Source organism: Gordonia malaquae NBRC 108250, from assembly GCF_000344135.1.
In the GTDB taxonomy this organism is placed as follows: domain Bacteria; phylum Actinomycetota; class Actinomycetes; order Mycobacteriales; family Mycobacteriaceae; genus Gordonia; species Gordonia malaquae.
This window is the reverse complement of record NZ_BAOP01000010.1, coordinates 124,710-145,242: the sequence shown is the minus strand read 5'-3', so window position 1 is coordinate 145,242 and position 20,533 is coordinate 124,710. Positions and strand designations below refer to the sequence as shown.

Annotated in this window: 18 protein-coding genes; 16 read left to right on the top strand and 2 right to left on the bottom strand. The window is 67.1% G+C overall.

All coding sequences use genetic code 11. The annotated features are described in order from the left end of the window. Positions 1-56: 56 nt before the first annotated feature. The 7 genes from GM1_RS08365 to GM1_RS08335 all read left to right on the top strand — a co-directional run bounded on the left by GM1_RS08365 (position 57) and on the right by GM1_RS08335 (position 5,391). Entirely contained in the window at positions 57-920 is an 864-nt protein-coding gene (locus tag GM1_RS08365; protein WP_008378041.1) for an acyl-CoA thioesterase, read from the top strand. Continuing rightward, positions 917-1,528, top strand: a complete 612-nt coding sequence (gene pdxT / locus GM1_RS08360) for a pyridoxal 5'-phosphate synthase glutaminase subunit PdxT (RefSeq protein ID WP_008378038.1) — start codon at positions 917-919, stop codon at positions 1,526-1,528. The genes GM1_RS08365 and pdxT overlap by 4 nt, the downstream gene beginning before the upstream one ends. A gap of 34 nt (positions 1,529-1,562) precedes the next feature. Next, on the top strand, positions 1,563-2,318 hold the full coding sequence (locus GM1_RS08355) for a YebC/PmpR family DNA-binding transcriptional regulator (RefSeq protein ID WP_008378036.1): 756 nt from the start codon (positions 1,563-1,565) through the stop codon (positions 2,316-2,318). 63 nt (positions 2,319-2,381) lie between these two features. After that, on the top strand, positions 2,382-2,951 hold the full coding sequence (gene ruvC / locus GM1_RS08350; RefSeq protein ID WP_008378035.1) for a crossover junction endodeoxyribonuclease RuvC: 570 nt from the start codon (positions 2,382-2,384) through the stop codon (positions 2,949-2,951). After that, positions 2,948-3,541: a Holliday junction branch migration protein RuvA gene (gene ruvA, locus GM1_RS08345; protein ID WP_008378033.1), complete on the top strand. Its 594-nt coding sequence runs from the start codon at positions 2,948-2,950 to the stop codon at positions 3,539-3,541. Before ruvC ends, ruvA begins: the two co-directional genes overlap by 4 nt. After that, positions 3,538-4,605 carry a Holliday junction branch migration DNA helicase RuvB gene (gene ruvB / locus GM1_RS08340; RefSeq protein WP_008378030.1) on the top strand — a complete coding sequence of 356 codons (1,068 nt, stop codon included), beginning with the start codon at positions 3,538-3,540 and terminating at the stop codon, positions 4,603-4,605. Before ruvA ends, ruvB begins: the two co-directional genes overlap by 4 nt. Before the next feature lie 51 nt (positions 4,606-4,656). Beyond that, positions 4,657-5,391 (top strand): SecDF P1 head subdomain-containing protein, encoded by a 735-nt coding sequence (locus GM1_RS08335; RefSeq protein WP_008378029.1) that lies wholly within the window; start codon positions 4,657-4,659, stop codon positions 5,389-5,391. A gap of 2 nt (positions 5,392-5,393) precedes the next feature. On the opposite strand, the gene GM1_RS08330 is transcribed toward GM1_RS08335, so the two are convergent. Continuing rightward, a complete protein-coding gene (locus tag GM1_RS08330) occupies positions 5,394-9,200 on the bottom strand; it encodes a WD40 repeat domain-containing protein (RefSeq protein WP_008378027.1) in 3,807 nt (1,268 codons plus the stop codon). Positions 9,201-9,312: 112 nt separating this feature from the next. Here GM1_RS08330 and GM1_RS08325 point away from each other — a divergent pair, with 112 nt between their 5' ends. The 7 genes from GM1_RS08325 (at position 9,313) to GM1_RS08295 (ending at position 17,400) form a co-directional block, all read left to right on the top strand. Then, positions 9,313-9,633, top strand: a complete 321-nt coding sequence (locus GM1_RS08325) for a response regulator transcription factor (RefSeq protein WP_081604241.1) — start codon at positions 9,313-9,315, stop codon at positions 9,631-9,633. Positions 9,634-9,707: 74 nt separating this feature from the next. Then, a complete protein-coding gene (gene yajC, locus GM1_RS08320; RefSeq protein WP_008378023.1) occupies positions 9,708-10,100 on the top strand; it encodes a preprotein translocase subunit YajC in 393 nt (130 codons plus the stop codon). A gap of 11 nt (positions 10,101-10,111) precedes the next feature. Beyond that, a complete protein-coding gene (gene secD / locus GM1_RS08315) occupies positions 10,112-11,719 on the top strand; it encodes a protein translocase subunit SecD (protein WP_008378021.1) in 1,608 nt (535 codons plus the stop codon). Then, on the top strand, positions 11,719-12,777 hold the full coding sequence (gene secF / locus GM1_RS08310) for a protein translocase subunit SecF (protein ID WP_008378018.1): 1,059 nt from the start codon (positions 11,719-11,721) through the stop codon (positions 12,775-12,777). The genes secD and secF overlap by 1 nt, the downstream gene beginning before the upstream one ends. Then, the gene (locus GM1_RS08305; RefSeq protein ID WP_008378016.1) at positions 12,774-14,465 is read left to right on the top strand and encodes an ABC transporter substrate-binding protein; all 1,692 of its coding nucleotides are present in this window, start codon (positions 12,774-12,776) and stop codon (positions 14,463-14,465) included. Before secF ends, GM1_RS08305 begins: the two co-directional genes overlap by 4 nt. Continuing rightward, complete coding sequence (locus tag GM1_RS08300) at positions 14,465-15,016, top strand: adenine phosphoribosyltransferase (RefSeq protein ID WP_008378014.1); 552 nt, start codon at positions 14,465-14,467, stop codon at positions 15,014-15,016. Before GM1_RS08305 ends, GM1_RS08300 begins: the two co-directional genes overlap by 1 nt. Before the next feature lie 80 nt (positions 15,017-15,096). Beyond that, positions 15,097-17,400 carry a RelA/SpoT family protein gene (locus GM1_RS08295; protein ID WP_040519718.1) on the top strand — a complete coding sequence of 768 codons (2,304 nt, stop codon included), beginning with the start codon at positions 15,097-15,099 and terminating at the stop codon, positions 17,398-17,400. 73 nt (positions 17,401-17,473) lie between these two features. On the opposite strand, the gene GM1_RS08290 is transcribed toward GM1_RS08295, so the two are convergent. Further along, positions 17,474-18,403, bottom strand: coding sequence for a peptidylprolyl isomerase (locus GM1_RS08290; RefSeq protein WP_008378009.1), 930 nt, complete (start codon positions 18,401-18,403; stop codon positions 17,474-17,476). 144 nt (positions 18,404-18,547) lie between these two features. Here GM1_RS08290 and GM1_RS08285 point away from each other — a divergent pair, with 144 nt between their 5' ends. Together GM1_RS08285 and hisS are read left to right on the top strand one after the other, a co-directional pair. Continuing rightward, on the top strand, positions 18,548-19,258 hold the full coding sequence (locus GM1_RS08285) for an MBL fold metallo-hydrolase (RefSeq protein WP_008378008.1): 711 nt from the start codon (positions 18,548-18,550) through the stop codon (positions 19,256-19,258). Next, complete coding sequence (gene hisS, locus GM1_RS08280) at positions 19,255-20,520, top strand: histidine--tRNA ligase (RefSeq protein WP_008378006.1); 1,266 nt, start codon at positions 19,255-19,257, stop codon at positions 20,518-20,520. Before GM1_RS08285 ends, hisS begins: the two co-directional genes overlap by 4 nt. Positions 20,521-20,533 lie beyond the last annotated feature (13 nt).

Sequence of the window (20,533 nt, the reverse complement as noted above, 5' to 3'; positions counted from 1 at the left end):
CGACCCTACCGACCCTCGGATCGATGCGCCCGTCGGTCGTGGGGGATAATTCCTTCGTGGCTGACATCGAAGAGATTCTGTCCGTCGAACGCATCGACGCCGACATCTATCGCGGCGGCGCGTTCGCGAGCGCGCTGCGCCGAACCTTCGGCGGCCAGGTGGCCGGACAAGCACTGGTCGCGGCGACGCAGACCGTCGCTCCGGAGTTCGCCGTGCACTCGCTGCACGGCTACTTCCTGCGTCCCGGCAAGCCCGATCAGCCCGCTGTGTTCCTCGTCGACCGCATCCGGGACGGGCGCTCGTTCGTCACTCGGCGGGTCACCGGCGTTCAGAACGGCGAGGCGATCTTCTCGATGTCGGCGTCGTTCCACATCACCGACGATCACGGCATCGAGCACCAGGATGTGATGCCGCCGGCGCCCGACCCGGAGTCGCTGCCCGATCAGAAGGAGAAGGCAGAGCAGCTCAAGGGCAATGCCCGCGTGTTCTACGCCGAATGGGAGAACTTCGACATTCGGATCGTGCCCCGCGATCAGCTCGTCACTCACGAGTCGTTCGCCGCGCAGCAGCGGGTGTGGTTCCGCTACCGCAAACCGCTGCCCGACGATCAGCTGCTGCACGTCTGCACCCTCGCCTACATGAGCGACATGACGTTGCTCGGGTCGTCGAAGACGGCACACCCGGACGTCGACTCGCAGAACGCATCGCTCGACCACGCGATGTGGTTCCTGCGCCCGTTCCGAGCCGACGACTGGCTGCTGTACGACCAGACGTCGCCGTCGGCAGGCGGCGCGCGGGCCCTCACGCAGGGGCGGATCTTCGATCGTGCGGGCCGGATGGTCGCGGCCGTCACGCAGGAAGGCCTCACACGCACCGGAGTGCCGACGTCCATCGCGAGTGTCACCAGGCCCGCAACGTGACCCCGCTGATCGGAGTTCTCGCACTTCAGGGGGACGTGCGAGAACACACCGAGGCCCTCGTCGCATCAGGGGCCGATGTGCTTCCGGTGCGCAGGGAAGCCGAACTCGATCGCGTCGACGGTCTGGTGATCCCAGGCGGGGAGTCGACGACGATGAGCAGGCTGCTCGGCGTGTTCGACCTCTACGATCCGCTCGTCGGCAGACTGCGTGACGGTCTGCCCGCGTACGGCTCGTGCGCGGGCATGATCATGCTCGCGTCGACGATCCTCGACACCCGACCCGACGCCAGGCACCTCGACGCACTCGACGTGACCGTCCGCCGCAACGCATTCGGGCGTCAGGTCGAATCGTTCGAGACCGACCTGGACTTCGTCGGAATCACCGATGTGCCGGGCACCGACCCGATGCGCGCGGTGTTCATCCGAGCGCCCTGGGTCGAGTCGGTCGGGCAGGGCGTCGACGTGCTGGCGACCGTTCCCGACGGTCCGGCCGCCGGGCGTGTCGTCGCTGTGCGCCAGCAGAACGTGCTGGCCACGTCGTTCCATCCCGAAGTCACCGGGGATCACCGTGTGCACCGCTTCTTCGTCGACATGGTCGCGGAAGCGTAGGATTTCACAGTCGTAAACGGAAGGAAGCACCACTATGAGCGGCCACTCCAAATGGGCCACCACCAAGCACAAGAAGGCGGTCATCGACGCCAAGCGCGGCAAGATGTTCGCCAAGCTGATCAAGAACATCGAGGTGGCGGCTCGAACCGGTGGTGGTGACCCGGCGGGCAACCCGACGCTCTTCGACGCGATCCAGAAGGCCAAGAAGTCGTCGGTTCCCAACGACAACATCGAACGCGCACGCAAGCGCGGCGGTGGCGAAGAAGGCGGCGGCGCCGACTGGCAGACCATCATGTACGAGGGCTACGGCCCCAATGGTGTCGCGATCCTCATCGAGTGCCTGACGGACAATCGCAATCGCGCCGCAGGCGAGGTCCGCACGGCGATGACCCGCAACGGCGGCAACATGGCAGATCCGGGCTCGGTGTCGTACCTGTTCGCCCGCAAGGGCGTGGTGACCCTCGACAAGGGTGACCAGTCCGAGGACGACGTGCTGATGGCAGTGCTCGACGCGGGCGCAGAAGAGGTGACCGACCTCGGTGAGCAGTTCGAGATCGTCAGCGAGCCGACAGATCTCATCGCAGTCCGCACCGCGCTCCAGGAGGCGGGCATCGACTACGAGTCGGCCGAACCCGACTTCCGTGCATCGGTCGAAGTGCCTGTCGACGCCGACGGCGCCCGGAAGATGTTCAAGCTCATCGACGCGCTCGAAGACTCTGACGACGTGCAGAACGTCTACAGCAACGTCGACATCAGCGACGAGGTCCTCGCCGAGCTCGAGAACGACTGATAGTCTCGAACAAACGTTCGTCACCGACCGGGTGACACGGTTGTCTGGAGGGCGGGTCGTCTCGTGCGTGTGATGGGGGTCGATCCGGGTCTCACCAGGTGCGGTGTCGCGCTGGTCGAGTCGACGGGCGGGCGCGGGGTAACCGCGCTCGACGTCGACGTGGTGCGCACCCCGGCCGACATGGAGCTCGCCGAGCGTCTCCTCGCCGTGCACAAGGGCGTGGAGCACTGGCTCGACACGCACTCGCCCGACGTGGTCGCGATCGAGCGAGTGTTCGCGCAGCGTCAGGTGAGCACCGCGATGGGCACGGCACAGGCCGCCGGTGTGGTCGCGCTGGCCGCGGCGCAGCGGGGGATACCAGTGCGTTTCCACACCCCGTCCGAGGTCAAGGCGGCTGTCACCGGGTCGGGCCGCGCCGACAAGGCGCAGGTCACGGCGATGATCACGCGAATCCTCGGACTGCAGACACCGCCGAAGCCTGCCGATGCCGCCGACGCTCTCGCCCTGGCGGTGTGTCACTGCTGGCGTGGGCCGGTGAACGAACGCATGGAGGCCGCCGCCAAACAGGCGAAGGTCGCTCAGGAACGTCATCGTGCCCGCCTGCGTGCGGCACGAGAGGAGGCAGCTCGATGATCGCGTCCGTGTCCGGTGAGGTCATCGACATCGCCCTCGATCACGCCGTCGTGGAATGCGCCGGAGTCGGCTACCGAGTGCTCGCCACACCGCCGACCCTCGGCAGGCTCAGCCGCGGGTCGCATGCGCGGCTGCTGACGTCGATGATCGTCCGTGAGGACTCTATGACGTTGTACGGCTTCACCGACCCCGAGGCACGCGACCTCTTCGGACTGCTGCAGACGGTGACCGGGGTCGGTCCGCGGCTCGCGATGGCGACCCTCGCGGTCCTCGAGCCGGACAGCCTGCGGCGTGCGCTCGCCGAATCCGACGCCAAGGCGCTGACGGCCGTTCCGGGCATCGGCAAGCGGGTCGCGGAACGCCTGGTGGTGGAGCTTCGCGACAAGGTCGACGCCGCCCCGGTCGCAGGCGGAGTTCCCGGAGCGCCGTCGTCGGGTACCGGCGGGCAGGTGACCGAGGCGCTCATCGGTCTCGGATTCACCGAGAACGCCGCGCAGCAGGCCGTTGCGGCGGTGCTCGCCGCACAGCCCGACGCCGACTCCTCGACCCTCCTCCGCACGGCGCTCGCAGGCCTCGGTCCCCGCCGATGATCGACGGATTCGACGACGACCCTCTGACCGGCGCGGACGCAGTACCCGCAGACCGGGACCTCGACAACAGCCTTCGTCCGTCGACACTGCAGGACTTCATCGGGCAGCCGAAGGTTCGAGAGCAGCTCGAACTCGTCCTTCATGCGGCGAGGGCGCGCGGCCGCACTCCGGACCACATCCTCCTGTCCGGTCCGCCGGGACTCGGCAAGACATCGCTCGCGATGATCATCGCCGCCGAGATGGGCGCGGCCATACGGATCACCTCGGGACCCGCGCTCGAACGGGCGGGTGATCTCGCGGCAATGCTGTCGAACCTCGTTGAGGGCGACGTCCTGTTCATCGACGAGATCCACCGTATTGCGCGGCCCGCCGAAGAGATGCTGTACCTCGCGATGGAGGACTTCCGGGTCGACGTCGTCGTCGGAAAGGGGCCGGGTGCGACGTCGATCCCGCTCGACATCGCGCCGTTCACCCTCGTCGGCGCCACGACACGGTCGGGTGCGCTCACCGGACCGCTGCGCGACCGCTTCGGTTTCACAGCGCACATGGAGTTCTACGAGCCCTCCGAACTCGTTCGAGTGCTCACCCGATCGGCCGTGATCCTGGGGATCGACATCGACGACGACGCGGCAGCCGAAGTAGCGGGCCGATCGCGGGGCACGCCTCGTATCGCGAACAGGCTCCTGCGACGGGTCCGCGACTACGCCGAAGTCCGAGGCGACGGCAGTGTCGACGTGACAGCCGCCCGCGCTGCGCTCGCCGTGTACGACGTCGACGAACTCGGTCTCGACCGTCTGGACCGGGCGGTCCTCGGCGCCCTGGTCCGCGGGTTCGGCGGGGGACCAGTCGGGGTGTCGACACTCGCGGTCGCCGTGGGTGAAGAGCCCTCCACGGTCGAGGAGGTGTGCGAGCCGTTCCTCGTGCGAGCCGGAATGATCGCGCGCACGCCCCGGGGCCGGGTGGCGACCGCCGCCGCTTGGCATCACCTCGGCCTCACCCCGCCGCCAGACGCGATCGACCGGGTTCACGGTGTGCGTGCCCGCGAAGAGACATTGTTCGACTGAGCCACCGCTCGTCCGGGCGCCGGCGACCTCACCGACAGATAGGGTCGGACCATGACACGGTGGGGTGCACTGATGATTGTCGTGGTGGTGGTCGTGATGTCGGGGCTGTCCGCCTGCGCCGACGAGGACGGTCAGCCGGTTCGTCCGGCGCCCGGCGGCGTCGAACTCGAAGCGAGTGTTCACACGACTGACGGCTCGTCTCCTTCCGACGTCCTCGCGGGCCTCGTCGACAGGGTCACGTCCGCCGACGGGACTGTCGTGGCGAAGTCCGTCGACGGTGAACGGGTGCGGATGACGCTCTCTGGGATGTCGCGCGACAACGCCGCAGTGCTGGTGAGCGGTGCGGCCGCGGAGACTCGGCCCGTGGAGTCTTCCAGAGCCGGGACATGCGGGCCACCGGAGGAAAGTCCCGATCCCACACGATCGCTGGTCGCGTGTGACTCGGACGGTCAGCGGTACATGCTCGGACCGCAGCTGTTCGGCCAGGGCGTGGTCCTCAAGGCGCGCGTCGGCAGGTCCATGCCCGATCAGTGGGTGGTGACCGTCTCGTACCGACATGACGCCGCGCGGCGATGGTTGGACTACACGAGCTCGCACATCGGCGAGTCGACGGCGGTAGTGGAATCCGGTGTCGTGGTGAGCGCAGCGGTCATCAACGGTGTCATCATCGGAGACACGGAGATATCCGGGGGCTTCACACGAGATGAGGCCCAGCGACTTGGGCTAGCGTTCACCTCCACCGGCGACTCGATCGTCTTCAGCGACGTTGTGCTGACAGGCGCCTGACGTCAGGTCGCAGCCGGGCACGGCGGGGCGTAGTCCAGTCCGGGGATGTACGTCTTCCACTCGTCCTCGGTGATCTGGTCGCCGACGCGTGCGCACTGAGCGGCGATCAGATCGTCAGGCTCGAGTGACCAGGATTCGACGCGACCGCCTGCGCCGGCGGCGAGCACCGTGTGGTCGCCGATGAACCGGACGTCGTACACGTTTCCGGGGAACGAGCGGATGACCATCGACTCGGTCGGAGTGCCGCTGACGTCCCACACCCAGACCTCCGAATTGCTGCCGCCTGCCACGAGCCGCGTGCCGTCAGGGGAGAAAGCTGCGGAGTAGGGCTGACCGGCGGGTCCGGTGAGGCGCGCGGTCTCGCGAGGCGATTCTGGATCGCTGATGTCGGCGATTGCGACGACGCGGTCTTCCGAGGTGGCGACGAGACGGTCGCCGGTCGAGTCGAATCTGGTGGACAGGGCTGCGCCGCCGAATCGAATCGGGTCGGGATAGGCGCGCGGACGGTCCGGTGTCGTCAGATCGACAAGGCGGACCTGACCGGTCGTGGTGGCCACAGCCAGACGTCGACCGTCAGGACTCAGCGACGCCCACCAGACGCCTGCGCCCGCGTCGAAGCGGCCGACCACACGCGGTGCGGTCAGATCCTTCGCGTCGACGACAGTCACGACGCGGGAGGCGGTCCCGCCGGTCACCGCAAGGTGCGACTGCGCACTGTAGTCGACGGTCTCGTTGAGGGCGTCGTGTGCAGCGACTGCGCCGACGATGTGAGGGCGTGCGGGGTCGGACACGTCTGCGAACATGACGGTGCCGTCCGCGGTGCCGATCGCCAGGACATCGGCTTCGGGTGTGGTCACGACGGCGCCGGAGAAGACCGTTCCCGTCGGGGGCGCGAGGTCGGGGCCGGCACGGACGTAACCGCCGTCGACGGACCGCCACTGAGTGATGGCGCCGTCGGCGGAGGTGTCCGCGGCGAACATGCGGCGACCGTCGGAGCCGGCAGGCGCCTGGAAGACAGTCTTCATTCCGACGTGCACCACGCTGCGCGCGGGCGGCCAGTCCATCACGCGGCCGTCGTCGCTGGCGACCACGACGTGATCGCCGACGAACAAGGCGCTCGACGAATTGGCGGCGGTCGGGAGGGTCCTCGGTGGATCGGTCGGTCGGGCCAGATCGTAGACGGCGACTGTGTTGTCCGCGCCCGTCGCGATCAGGTGTGTGCCCGCCGCGTTCGAACGCACAGATCGAGCCCAACTCGAGAAGCCGCCGAACTGGGCGGTCAGCCGAGGGGCAGCGGGGTCCGTGACGGAGTAGACGTCGACGGTACGGCTGCGCAACGCGGCGGCGAGCCTGCCGTCGGGCAGGTAGTCCAGGCCCTGTGCGAGCTGGTTGGACGACCCGCCCAAGGCGATCTCTCCCGTACTGACCAGGTCCCTTCCGCTGATTCGCCACAGGTCTATTCGGTGACTGGTCGTCGACGACGCCATCGACCGCCCATCGGGGGAGAACGCCACAGCGCCGTCCAGCTGTCCGGCCGCCCGCGGGAGGGCCACTCGATTCCATCGCCCAGCGGTGTCGGCCGCCCACACGTAGAGGCCGGTTCCCGTGGCCGCGGCCGCGAGCATGGCGCCGTCGGGGCTGACCGCCAACGCGTTCGCGTCGCCGTCGACACCGGTGAGCTCGGCCGTCTTCGCAGGTCTGCGGGGATCGGCTATGTTCCAGACCGTCACCGCACCGCGGCCGCCTACGTACAGTGTGCGGCCGTCGGGCGCGAGCGTCACGCCCCCGAGGTGTCCGTCGGCAGTCGCGTCGCCTGCCCGGAAGTCGCCGACGACCCGGCGGACACCGTTGTCGCCGACGTCGAAGATCCGCACCTGTCCGCTTCCGCCTGCAGCGGCGACTCGGCCGGGGGACTGGGCGAGCAGGGTGGAGCCGCCGTCCCCGGTGAATCGGGCGGGGACCGGCGCCGACAGCGTGTCGCTGAGAGTGGACCGTGCCTCGAGCGTCGTCGACTGTCGATACGCGATCATTGCGAGCTGCGCGGACAGGTGTGGATCGCGATCGCGGAGCTGGTCGGCCTGAACGGCGATCTGCCTGCTCACGGTGTCGAGGCGGGCGCGGTCGGCTTGTTCGCGGGCGTTGCCCGCCCGAATGCCGAAGACGAGTGCGGTGACGGCTGCCACCAGCGCGACCACACCGAACACGCCCGCGTACAGCGCGAAACGGCGGAGTTGGCGAATGCGGGCTCGTTCGACGTCGTCTTCGCGAACCGCCACCGCCTGTGCGGCATCCAGGAACTCTCGGGTGACGCCCGACACCTCGTCGTCTGGCAGCGTCCGGAACAGCTCGAGTCGCCCGCGGCCGGGAAGGAGATCGTCCGGTTTGCCGTTGCTCTCCCAGGTGTCGCGCAAAGTCCGCAGCCGACGATGCATGAGGAGACGCTCACGGTCGGCGTCGAGCCACTCGCCCAGACGTGGCCAGGCGGTCAGCAGCGTCTCGTGGGCGAACTGAGCGTGAGTGCCGCTCACCGTGATCAGACGTGCGTCGGCGAATGCATCGATCACACGGGCGACGGGATCGGAGGTGTCGGCGGTCTCGAGCTCGGCGAGTCGCACGGGTCGCCTGCTGACAGTGTCCTCGTCGACGTTGACCATCGACAGCAGCGTCCGACGCGCGACAGATCGGTCGTCAGGAGTCAGATCGGCGTACACACGTTCGGCCGCGAGTTCGACGGCGCCGCCGATCCGGCCCGTCGCGACGTAGTCGGCGACGGTCAGACGACGACCGTCCGACTGCTCCCACGTCGCGCGCAACGCGTAGGACAGGAGTGGCAGGACACCTGCGCCCGCCTGCTGCGAGCCGTCCGACGGCGCGACCTCGTCGAGCAGGAGGTCGACGAGGTCGTCGTCGACGAGCAGGCCTGCGTGCGCCGCGGGACCGACGATGACCGCTCGTAGCTGATCGCGCGTCATCGGCGGCACGACGACCTGCCCGTCGGCGAGAACGGAGGCCAGGCCGGGCATCTCCGCCGCCCGTCCGTAGAAGTCGGCCCGGAGCACGCCGACGGGAATCACGTTTCGTCCGTCGATCAGTTCGGTGAATCGGCTGTCGTAGGCGTCACGACTGCGCTCGTCGCTCTGTGTCCACAGCTCCTCCATCTGATCGACGATCACGACGACCGGTGTCGCCGAGTCGAGGTCCACCCCTGACAGTGCGGCGTCGAAGGCCGCGGCCGGGTCGTCACCGGGTGTGAAGACCACAGCCTGCCAACCGGCGAGCTCTCCGGATTCTCCGGTTGCGGCCATCAGTCCGGCCCGAACCAGCGACGACTTGCCCGCACCCGACCCGCCGACCACGAGCGCGGCGCGGAACGCTCCGCGTTCGCCGGTCCCGTCGATGTCGCGTTGCCGCGCACGGGACTGCTCGGCCACGATCGCCACGAGCCGATCGATCAGGTCGTCCCGTCCGAAGAACCAACTGCGGTCGTTCGGTCCGAGCGGATCGAGGCCCGGATACGGGGACACGGCCCGGGTCCTTCGCCGTCCGCCGCGTCGTCCGGTGCGTTCGACGGCGGCCCACCAGGCTTCCTGCTCGACTGACTCGGTGACACCGCACGCCGCGAGAACGCGGTTGAACATGTCGCGACTGGCACGTGTCGGCGCGTGCTGCCCGGCGAACCAGCCTGCGATGGTGCCGTGCAGGGCGTCCGCTGTCGAGGCGACGTCGCGGACGCTCAGGCCTGCCGTCGTGCGAAGCTCCGTGAGCGCTCTTCCTAGTTCTTCGCGGGAGGAGACGGCCTCCGGATGCATCGGGCGAGTTCCTTCTGTCTGAGCCATACGCCCAGGTCGGCGTATCGGAATCTGTATCGACTTACGGTCAGGCAATCGTCGCACGCGTCCGACGGGTCTACCGAGGGCCACGATGAGAATTCATCCGAACTGCGGAGTGCATCCGCCGGTCCTCGAGGAGAGACACGTGTTCGACGGAACTCATCACGTACCAGCCACGCCGTCTCGCCGGCCTCTGTTGTCAGCGCGCGAAGTGGAAGTGCTCACCACGTGGCTGCGTCTCGGGTCCAAAGAGGCTGCCGCGGCGAAACTGTTCATCAGTCCGGCGACCGTCAGCACGCACATTGTGCGAATCCGTGCCAAGTATTCGGCCGTCGGTCGGGACGCGACGACGAAGTCGGCGTTGTTCGCGCGGGCGGTCCAGGACGGGTACACCACTCTCGACGAATGGTGACCGGCGGCGCGAACGGGTGATGCTCGGGCACCTGGAGTCCAGCGCGGAGCCGGCGGCCTGGCACACTGGAGGCTATGCCTTCAAACTTGATCATCCCGTTGATGCTGGCGGCGATGGCCGTGTTCATGTTCATGAGCATCAGGAACCAGAAGAAGCGGGCCGCCGCGGCCACCGAGATGCAGTCGTCAGTGGTGCCCGGTTCACGTGTGCAGCTTCACTCCGGCCTGTTCGGCACCGTCGTCGATCCGTCGGGCGAGGAAGTCGTGACGATCGAGATCGCTCCCGGTGTGGTCACCGAGTGGAACCGCCTCGCGATTCGTGAGGTCATCACCGCCGACGAGGACGCGACCGATACGTCAGATGCTGACGACGACGATTCCATCGAGGTTCCCGACAGCCCGGCCGCGCTCGACAAATTGACCAAGAAGACCGACGACGAGTCCGGCGACAAGCCCGAAGAGAAGTAGGCTTTTCAGACGTGACCAGCAACAATCCACTCACTGCGCGACGCAACGCGCAGCGAGAGACACCTCCGTGGGTGCCTCTCCTGGCGTTTCTCGCCGTTCTCGGTGCGATCTATGCGCTGATCTTCGCCACCGGTAGCGGAAAGGCCGAGCCCAAGCTGGGCATCGACCTGCAGGGCGGAACGCGCGTCGTTCTGACCGCGCGCACCGACCAGGGCGCCGACCCGACCCGGGCGCAGCTCGACGACGCACGCCAGATCATCCAGCAGCGCGTCGACGGCCTCGGCGTCGGCGGCTCCGAGGTGGTCGTGAACGGCAACACGCTCGTCATCACCGTTCCCGGTGAGGACGGCAAGCAGGCGCGCACCCTCGCGCAGACAGCTCAGTTGTTCATTCGCCCGGTCATCACGAGCCAGCCTGCGGTAGCGCAGAAGGCGGACCCGAACGCGAAGAAGCCCGCCGACATGACGGCGGACGAGCAGAAGAAGGCGATCGCCGATGCCCGCGCCGCGCGCCAGGCTCCGGCGAACGCCGACCAGAAGGAACTCGCCCGCCTGCAGGCCGAGATGTCCAAGGTCAACTGCGCACCGAACGTGAGTGATCCGCTGGTCGGCTACGACAAGCCCGACCAGTACCTCGTCGCCTGTGGTCAGGACGACGGCCAGGTGTACCTGCTGGCGCCGATGATCATCCGCGGCACCGATGTCGCCGACGCCAAGTCGCAGCAGAACCAGGCAGGCCAATGGGTCGTGTCCGTGGACTACCGCGGCGAAGGCAAGCAGACCTGGGTCGACTACACGTCGAAGAACGTCGGCAAGACCACCGCGACGGTGCTCGACACCCGAGTTGTGAGCGCAGCGACGATCAACGGCGCCATCATCGGCACCACCGAGATCAGCGGCAGCTTCACACAGTCCGAGACCATCGATCTCGCCAACGCGCTCAAGTACGGTTCGCTCCCGCTGTCGTTCTCGATGTCGGACGCCCAGACGGTGTCGGCCACACTCGGTCTCACGTCGTTGCGCGCCGGTCTCATCGCAGGCGGTGTGGGTCTGCTCGCGGTGCTGATCTACGCGCTCGCCTACTACCGGATGCTGGGCTTCCTCACGTTCCTGTCGCTGCTCCTCGCCTCAGCGATGGTGTACGGCCTGATCGTGCTCCTCGGTCGGTGGATCGGGTTCACCCTCGACCTCTCCGGCATCGCAGGCCTTGTCATCGGCATCGGTATGACAGCCGACTCGTTCGTCGTCTACTTCGAACGAATAAAGGACGAGATGAGGGAGGGCAGATCGTTCCGATCCGCCGTCACCCGCGGTTGGCAGAGCGCACGTCGTACCGTCTGGACCGGTAACGCCGTCAGCTTCCTCGCCGCCGTGATCATCTACGTTCTCGCCGTCGGCCAGGTCAAGGGCTTCGCGTTCACGCTCGGCCTGACGACGATCATCGACGTTGTGATCGTCTTCCTCGTCACGCACCCGCTGGTCGTGATGGCGAGCCGGACCGAATTCCTGTCACGGCCGAGCATCAACGGCCTCGGCGCCGTGTCCGACGTCGCGCGCAAGCGCCGCGCCGCCGCCGCGCGTGCGAAGAAGGCAGCGGCCACCGAAGGGGAGGAGTCGTAGTGAGTTCCAACGAGACCACTGCAGAGAAGCCGACGACTGAATGGTCGGACGACGATTACGTCGCCGCCAAGAACACGTCGTTCTTCTCCCGCCTCTACTCGGGCACCGGCGCGTTCGACGTCGTCGGACCACGGTCGCGCCGACGCTTGTACGTGATCTCCGCCGTGATCATGGTGATCTGCGTCCTGTCGATGATCTTCCGCGGATTCACCCCCGGCATCGACTTCGAAGGCGGAACCCAGGTGTCGATCCCAGCGTCGGACACCGTCACGACGTCGTCGGTCAGCGAGGCCTTCACCGCCGCGCTCGGACACGATCCGGAGTCGGTGCAGAAGGCGGGCACCGGTGAGGCCGCCACCATTCAGGTGCGGACCGAGACGCTGTCGCACGAAGACGCGGCGAAGCTGACCGAAGGTCTCGCGTCCACGTTCAAGATCAATCAGTCCGATGTGAGCAGTTCCGACGTCAGCTCCACGTGGGGCGCCGAGATCACCCGCAAGATGGTCATCGCGCTGATCGTGTTCCTCGTCGCCGTGTTCATCTACATCGCGATTCGCTTCGACCGGGAGATGTCGGCGGCGGCCCTGGTGTCGCTCCTGTTCGACGTCGTCGCCACCGCGGGTGTCTACTCGATCGTCGGCTGGGAGGTGACCCCGGCGACCGTCATCGGCCTGCTGACGATCCTCGGCTTCTCGGTCTACGACACCGTGGTCGTCTTCGACAAGGTGGAGGAGAACACCAGATCGGTGTTCGCGTCGTCGCGCCGTACTTACTCCGAGCAGACCAACCTGGCGGTCAACCAGACGTTCATGCGGTCGATCAACACCACGGTGATCTCGGTGCTCCCGATCATCGCCCTGATCGTCATCGCGGTCTGGATGCTCGGTGTCGGCACGCTCAAGGACCTCGCCCTGATCCAGCTCGTGGGTGTCGTCGTCGGCACGTACTCGTCGATCTTCCTCGCATCGCCGCTGTTGGTGACGCTGAAGGAGATGCGTGAGGACGTGAAGCGGCACACCGCGAAGGTCATCGCCCGACGGGAACGGGCAGCGGCATGATCGGCCCGCGGCTGCGCCGGGTCGCAGCGCTCACTGCGACCCTCGCGGCCGCGGGATCTCTTCTCGTGGCATGCGGCGACGACGAGCAGTCGAGCGTCGACTATCTCGTCGACGCACGCGTCCGCAGCCTCAACGTGAACACCAGGGACGGCTACGCGGACGGTGCGCTGATGGCGCTCACCCGCGTGCTGCCCGGATTCTCCTACGTCGGGCCCCAGGGCCAGACGGTGGCCGACCGGGACGTCGGCACCGCCACCGTTCAGGAGTCGACGCCCCTCACGGTCCGCTACGAGTTCACCGACGGTGCCGTCTACTCCGACGGGCACGCGATGTCGTGCGACGACCTTCTGCTCGCTGCGACAGCGATGGGCGGCAAGGTGAAGGGCTTCGACGCGTCCACCAACGCCGGTTACCGGAACATCGACAAGGTCGACTGCAAGCCCGGCGCTCGCACCGCGACAGTCACCTTCGCCTCCGGATTCACCTTCGGCGACTGGTCGAGTCTGTTCGGTGCAGGTTCCCTGCTGCCGGCCCACGTCGTCGGACGCCTTGCCGGGGTACCCGATGTCGTCGGCGCGATCAACCGCAAGGACTCCAAGGCGTTGGCGAAGATCGCGACCGCGTGGAACACCGGCTTCGGATTGAAGCCGGGCGGTGAGATCGACCCGACGACGATCCTCTCGTCGGGCCCGTACCGCCTGGAGTCGTACACCACTGGCAAAGGCCTGCGTCTGGTGGCCAACGACAAGTGGTGGGGCAGGAAGCCCGCGCTGGGCGACGTGACAGTCTGGCCTCGCGGCACCGACGGCGCGGCCGCGCTGGCCGACGGACGTGTCGAGGTCGTCGACTCGGGCGACCTGTCCGCATCCGACGCCCTCGCCGGTCGTGAGACCCCGATCACGGACCGGGGCTCCGCGCGCGACATCGCGCCGGTGTCGGTGACGAATCTCGTCTTCGCCCGGACCGGCGTCGCTTCCGACATCCTGGTGCGCCGTGCGCTCGCGTCGTGCATGCCGCGAAACCAATTGGCCCGTGCTCACGGATCGAACGGGCTCGTCTGGAACCTGCGGAGCGCCGCGCCCGCGGACACCCTCGGGCCGTCCCTCAACGCGCAGTTCGGCAGGCGGTACCCGCGGTCGGACGTCGCGCGAGCGCGCGGTCTTCTGGAGCAGCGACCCGTCGACGCCAACGGTCGTCGTGCCAAGCCCGTCATCCGCATCGGCTACCCGGCGGGATCGACGGTCGACAAGGCGATCGTCGACACGATCGCCCAGTCGTGTGTGAAAGCCGGGATCACCGTGCGCGACGCCTCGTCGCCCGACTTCTCCGTCTCGTCGCTCGGCTCGACGGTCGACGCCGTGATCCTGTCCGGCGACACGTTCGCCGCATCGGGCACCACGAGCGGTGTGCCCGCGGTGTTCGCCCTGTACCCGGGCGATCCGCTGAACCTGTCCGGATTCCGGGACGGGACCGTCCGCACGTCGATCAACGAGCTCGTCGCGACGAGCAGTGACAGTGGTCGACTTCCGCTGCTGCGGTCCATTGAGACGGCGGCATGGGACCAACTCCCGTCGATCCCGCTGTTCGGAACAGTGCGGGGACGCGAATCGTCCGGCGTCAGCAATGTCGTCGTCGGACTCGGCCGGTCGGGCACCGGCTGGAACATGGACCGTTGGGGAGGAGCCTGATGACCACCGCCGTCCATCTGGACCGTGCACGCATCGCGATCGAGACGCACGCACGTCTGGTGCCGGATTTCCCCGAGCCGGGTGTCGCGTTCAAAGACCTCACCCCGGTCCTTGCTGCGGCCGACGGGCTCGACGCGCTCACCGCGGCGCTCGCCGACGCGTGTGCAGGCGCGGACCTGATCGCGGGCATCGACGCACGCGGGTTCCTGCTCGGCGGCGCGATCGCGCATCGCCTCGGGATCGGCGTGGTGGCCGTCCGCAAGGGCGGCAAACTCCCGCCGCCGGTGATCGGCGTCGACTACGCCCTCGAGTACGGGTCGGCGAGGTTGGAGATCCCGGCCTCCGGAATCGACTTCCACGGCCGTCGTGTGGCCGTTGTCGACGACGTCCTCGCCACCGGTGGGACGATTGCCGCGACGCTTGCACTTCTTGCTGAAGTCGGCGCAGAAGTGACCGATGTCGCCGTCGTCATGGAGCTCGACGGGTTCCCCGGACGCGATGTCATCACCGCAGCGGCACCCGTTCGAGTTCACACGCTCTGCACGGGTTGAACCCGGCGTTCGCTCACGCGCAACACCCGAGAGAACCCCAGTCCGACCGCACCGACGCGGTGATGCCATAAACTCGGGCCATGAGCGAACCGGATGCCGCGCGACGCAGTGATGACATCGCTGCACCGTTGAGTTCTCGCAGGGTACGGGCCCGATTGGCGCGGCGCATGACGGCTCCGCCACGCGGCGGCGTCGCGGCAGTGCTCGAACCGCTCGTCACGTTGCACCGGGGTGTGTATCCGAAAGCCGACGTCACAGTCTTGCAGCAGGCGTACGACGTCGCCGAACAGCGTCACACCGGACAGTTCCGCAAGTCGGGCGACCCGTACATCACCCATCCGCTCGCAGTCGCGACAATCCTCGCGGACCTCGGAATGGACACGACGACGCTGGTAGCTGCGCTGTTGCACGACACCGTCGAAGACACCGGCTACTCGCTCGAAGAACTCGAGAAGGACTTCGGCGCCGAGGTGGCACATCTCGTCGACGGTGTCACCAAACTCGACAAGGTGGCGCTCGGCAGCGCGGCCGAGGGCGAGACGATCCGCAAGATGATCATCGCCATGGCTCGGGACCCGCGCGTCCTCGTGATCAAGGTGGCGGACCGCCTCCACAACATGCGCACCATGCGTTTCTTGCCGCCGGAGAAGCAGGCGCGCAAGGCTCGAGAGACGCTCGAAGTGATCGCTCCTCTAGCCCACCGACTCGGCATGGCGACTGTGAAATGGGAGCTCGAAGACCTCTCGTTCGCGATCCTGCACCCCAAGAAGTACGAGGAGATCGTTCGCCTCGTCGCCGACCGGGCGCCGAGTCGGGACACGTACCTCGCGCGGGTGCGGAGCGATCTGAACAACGCACTCGGCGGGGCGCACATCGAAGCGACCGTCGAGGGACGTCCCAAGCACTACTGGTCGATCTACCAGAAGATGATCGTGCGGGGGAAAGACTTCGACGACATCCACGATCTGGTCGGGATGCGAGTCCTGTGCGACGAAGTGCGCGACTGCTACGCGGCGATCGGCGTGGTGCACTCCCTGTGGCAGCCGATGGCGGGCCGATTCAAGGACTACATCGCGCAGCCGAGCTTCGGCGTCTACCAGTCGCTGCACACGACGGTGATCGGCCCCGAGGGAAAACCACTCGAGATCCAGATCCGGACAGTGGAGATGCACCGGACCGCCGAGTTCGGCATCGCCGCGCACTGGCGGTACAAGGAAGGGCGAAAAGGGAAGGGACGCAAGGCGACTGATGTCGCCGAGGTCGACGACATGGCGTGGATGCGCCAGCTCCTGGACTGGCAGCGGGAAGCCGCCGACCCGGGGGAGTTCCTCGAGTCCCTGCGCTATGACCTCGCCGTCAAGGAGATCTTCGTCTTCACCCCGAAGGGCGACGTCATCACCCTGCCCGCCGGTTCGACGCCTGTCGACTTCGCGTACGCCGTGCACACCGAAGTCGGGCACCGGTGCATCGGAGCCCGGGTGAACGGTCGCCTCGTGGCGTTGGAACGACCGTTGGAGAACGGTGAGGTGATCGAGGTCTTCACATCGAAGGCCGAGAACGCCGGACCGAGCAAGGACTGGCAGAACTTCGTCGTCTCGCCGCGGGCGAAGGCCAAGATCCGGCAGTGGTTCGCCAAGGAACGCCGCGAGGAGGCGTTGGAGGCGGGCAAGGAGGCCATCGTCAAGGAGGTCCGGCGCGGTGGGCTCCCGCTGCATCGCCTCCTGTCGGCCGAATCGGTGACCGCGGTGGCGAAGGAGTTCGGTTTCGCCGACGTCGACGCGCTGTACTCGGCGGTCGGCGAGGGGCACGTACCCGCCGGGCGCATGGTCCACCGGCTCGTCGCACTCCTCGGCGGGGTCGAGGCGGCCGAGGAAGAGATCGCGAACCGCGCCACCCCGTCCACCCAGAGCGGGAGATCACGTCAGGGCGGCGACAGCGGAGTGGTCGTCGAGGGCATCGACAACGTCATGGTGAAGCTCGCCAAATGCTGCACCCCGGTGCCCGGCGACGAGATCATCGGGTTCATCACGCGAGGCGGCGGTGTGAGTGTGCACCGGTCCGACTGCACCAACGCGGACGAACTGCGGTCGCAACCCGAACGGCTCCACGAGGTGTCGTGGGCGCCGAACAGTACCGCGGTCTTCCTCGTCGCTATCCAGGTGGAGGCGCTCGATCGTCACCGCCTGCTGTCGGACGTGACCCGCGTGCTGGCCGACGAACGCGTGAATCTGCTCTCGGCGTCGCTGACCACCAGCCGCGACCGCGTCGCGGTCAGCCGTTTCACGTTCGAGATGGGCGATCCGAAGCACCTCGGTCACGTGCTGAACGTGGTTCGCAATGTGGAAGGCGTCTACGACGTCTACCGGGTGACCTCGGCGGCCTGACCGTACTCAGTCGTCAGACGACGAACGGCCCGACCCCGAGAACTTTCGGGGTCGGGCCGTTCGTGGTGTCGGATCAGGCGACTGACGCCGTCTTGATCTGCAACGGAAGCTTGGGAGTACCGTCCTCCGCGCTGCCTGTCGCGGTCGGCACGATGCCGCCCTTGGCGACCTGGTCGATGATCTTCATTCCGGCGTCATCCACATGACCGACGACGGCCAGTGTCGGCGTCAGAGTCGAATCTTTGGTGACGATGAAGAACTGGGCACTGCCGGTGTTGGCGCGTCCCTGCTCTGCGCTGTTGCTGTTGGCTATCGCAATGGTGCCACGGGGGTAGATCACGGTCTGCTGGCTCATGCCCATCGCCGCCATCTGGGGATCGATCGGCACCTCCTTCAAACCGGTGGGGTCCTCGTCCGGCGTGTTCCAGCCAGGGCCGCCCATGCCGGTGAGCGTCGGGTCACCGCACTGGAGGACGGACAGGTTCGCGGAGTTGGTGAGCCGATGGCACTGTGTGCCGTCGTAGAAGCCGTTCGACGCCAGCGACTGGACTGCGTTCACGTTGCACGCGGCGAGTGAACGGTCAAGCGTGATGGGAACGTTGCCGAGGTTGGTGGCCAACGTCAGGTCGAGGGTTCCAGTGTTGAGGGTCCGACCGTCTGGCATAGGCGACGTCCTCTGCTTGGCTTCGCCGTCTCGAAGTTCTTTGAGGAACGCTTCGCCCTGTGCCTTCTGCTCGGCGGGCGCCGTAGCGAGCTGGGTCTCGACAGCCTTGATCGTCTTCGCGAAGTCGACCGGGGCAGCGGTGTAGTCACAGGTCGTGTGACGCTTGTCGTCCCAGTTCCGGTACCAGAAGTAGCCTCCGACGGCGGCGATCGCCACGACGGCGACGCCTGCGGCGGCCAGCATCGACAGCTTGCGCTTCTTCGCGGCCTGTCGCTCGCGGGCCAGCCGGTCCTCCAGCTTCTGGCGGGCGGCTTCGCGACGCTCCTCGTTGGTCGACACGCTCGTGGAACCTCCTGTGGGCGGATGGCTGCGCGGGGCGGTCCGGGCAGCGGGCCCTATGCTATCGCAGTGCTCTGAAAGGTCGATGAGACAATGGTTTCCGACACGCTCCGAACGTCACATACTCGAGGAGAGGCTTACCAAGTGCTGATCGCCGGATTCGCCGCCGGAATGTTCCAGACCAACTGCTATCTGGTGGCCGAGGGGCCCGGGTCGGACGCGATCATCATCGATCCCGGCCAGGATGCCGCGCCGAACGTCCGCGAGGCGTTGGCCGAGTACTCGTTGACTCCCGTCGCGATCTTCTTGACGCACGGGCATCTCGACCACACCTGGAATGCTCAGGAGCTGGCCGATGAGTTCTCCATTCCCGCATACATCCACGCTGCCGACCGTCCCATGTTGACCGATCCGGGTGTCGGTGTGGGACGCGCTCTCTCGCAGATGATCGGGGACACCGTGTTCCGGGAGCCCGAGAAGGTGATCGAGTTCGTCGACGGCGAGGACGTCGAGATCGCGGGAATTCGATGGGGCGTGGCCCACGCGCCTGGGCATTCGCCCGGCAGCGTTCTGCTGACTCCTGATCTGCCCGACGATCCCGAGACGGGGGAGAGCGTGTCGGTCTGCTTCTCGGGTGATGTGCTGTTCAACGGGTCGATCGGTCGCACCGATCTGCCCGGAGGCAATCACCAGCAGTTGCTCGACTCGATCGCCGCGACCCTGATGGGTCGCGACGATCACCAGGTGATCCTTCCGGGTCACGGACCCCAGACCACCATCGGCGCGGAACGCACGGGCAACCCGTTCCTCGTCGACCTGCCCGATGCACAGAAGAAGGGACGGTTCGGACTGTGAGCGAATTCTCCGCGCCGAAAGGCATTCCGGACTACTTTCCGCCTGCGTCGGCCGATTTCCTCGCCGTCCGCAATGCGTTGACCGACGCCGCGTACCGCGCGGGTTACGGCCACATCGAACTGCCGATCTTCGAAGAGACCGCGCTGTTCGCGCGCGGTGTCGGCGAGTCGACAGACGTCGTCTCCAAGGAGATGTACACCTTCGCCGACCGAGGCGGCCGCACCGTGACGCTGCGCCCGGAAGGCACCGCGGGTGTCATGCGCGCCGTCATCCAGCATGGACTGGACCGTGGTCAGCTTCCGGTGAAGCTGTGCTACTCGGGGCCGTTCTTCAGGTATGAGCGTCCGCAGGCCGGCCGTTATCGCCAGTTGCAGCAGGTGGGTGTCGAGGCGATCGGCGTCGACGACCCGGCATTGGACGCCGAGGTCATCGCCATCGCCGACGAGGGGTACAAGCGGCTCGGTCTCACCGGATATCGGCTGGATCTGACGTCGCTCGGCGACGACACCTGCCGACCGCAGTACCGAGAGCGTCTGCAGGAGTTCCTGCTCGGTCTCGATCTGGACGAGCCGACTCGGGAACGCGCCCGCATCAACCCGCTGCGTGTGCTCGACGACAAGCGTCCCGAGGTTCGCGAGGCCACGGCCGACGCCCCGCTGATGCTCGATCACCTCAGTGATTCGGCCAAGGACCACTTCGAGCAGGTCAAGGGTCATCTGGACCGGCTCGGCGTCGACTACGTCGTCAATCCGCGTCTGGTTCGCGGCCTCGACTACTACACGAAGACGACGTTCGAGTTCGTCCACGACGGTCTTGGCGCACAGTCGGGCATCGGTGGCGGCGGACGCTACGACGGGTTGATGAAGCAGATCGGTGGGAAACAGGAGCTGTCGGGCATCGGTTTCGGCATCGGTGTGGACCGCACTGTCCTGGCGCTCGAGGCGGAAGGCGTCTCGGTCGCCGGTGTCGGGCGTGTCGACGTGTTCGGAGTGCCGATGGGAGCAGCGGCCAAAGCCGAGCTCGTCGCTCTGGCCGGTGAGCTCCGCGCAGCCGGGGTGAAAGTCGACCTCGCATACGGTGACCGGGCCCTCAAGGGCGCGATGAAGGCCGCCGACCGCTCCGGCGCTCGCCTCGCTCTCGTCCTCGGCGACCGCGAACTCGACGAACGCACCATCGAGATCAAGGACCTCACCAACGGCGACCAGCACAAGGTGCCCCTCGACGCCGCCCTCGCAGAGATCCGCTCCCGCCTCGGCATCTGACAAACGAGGCACG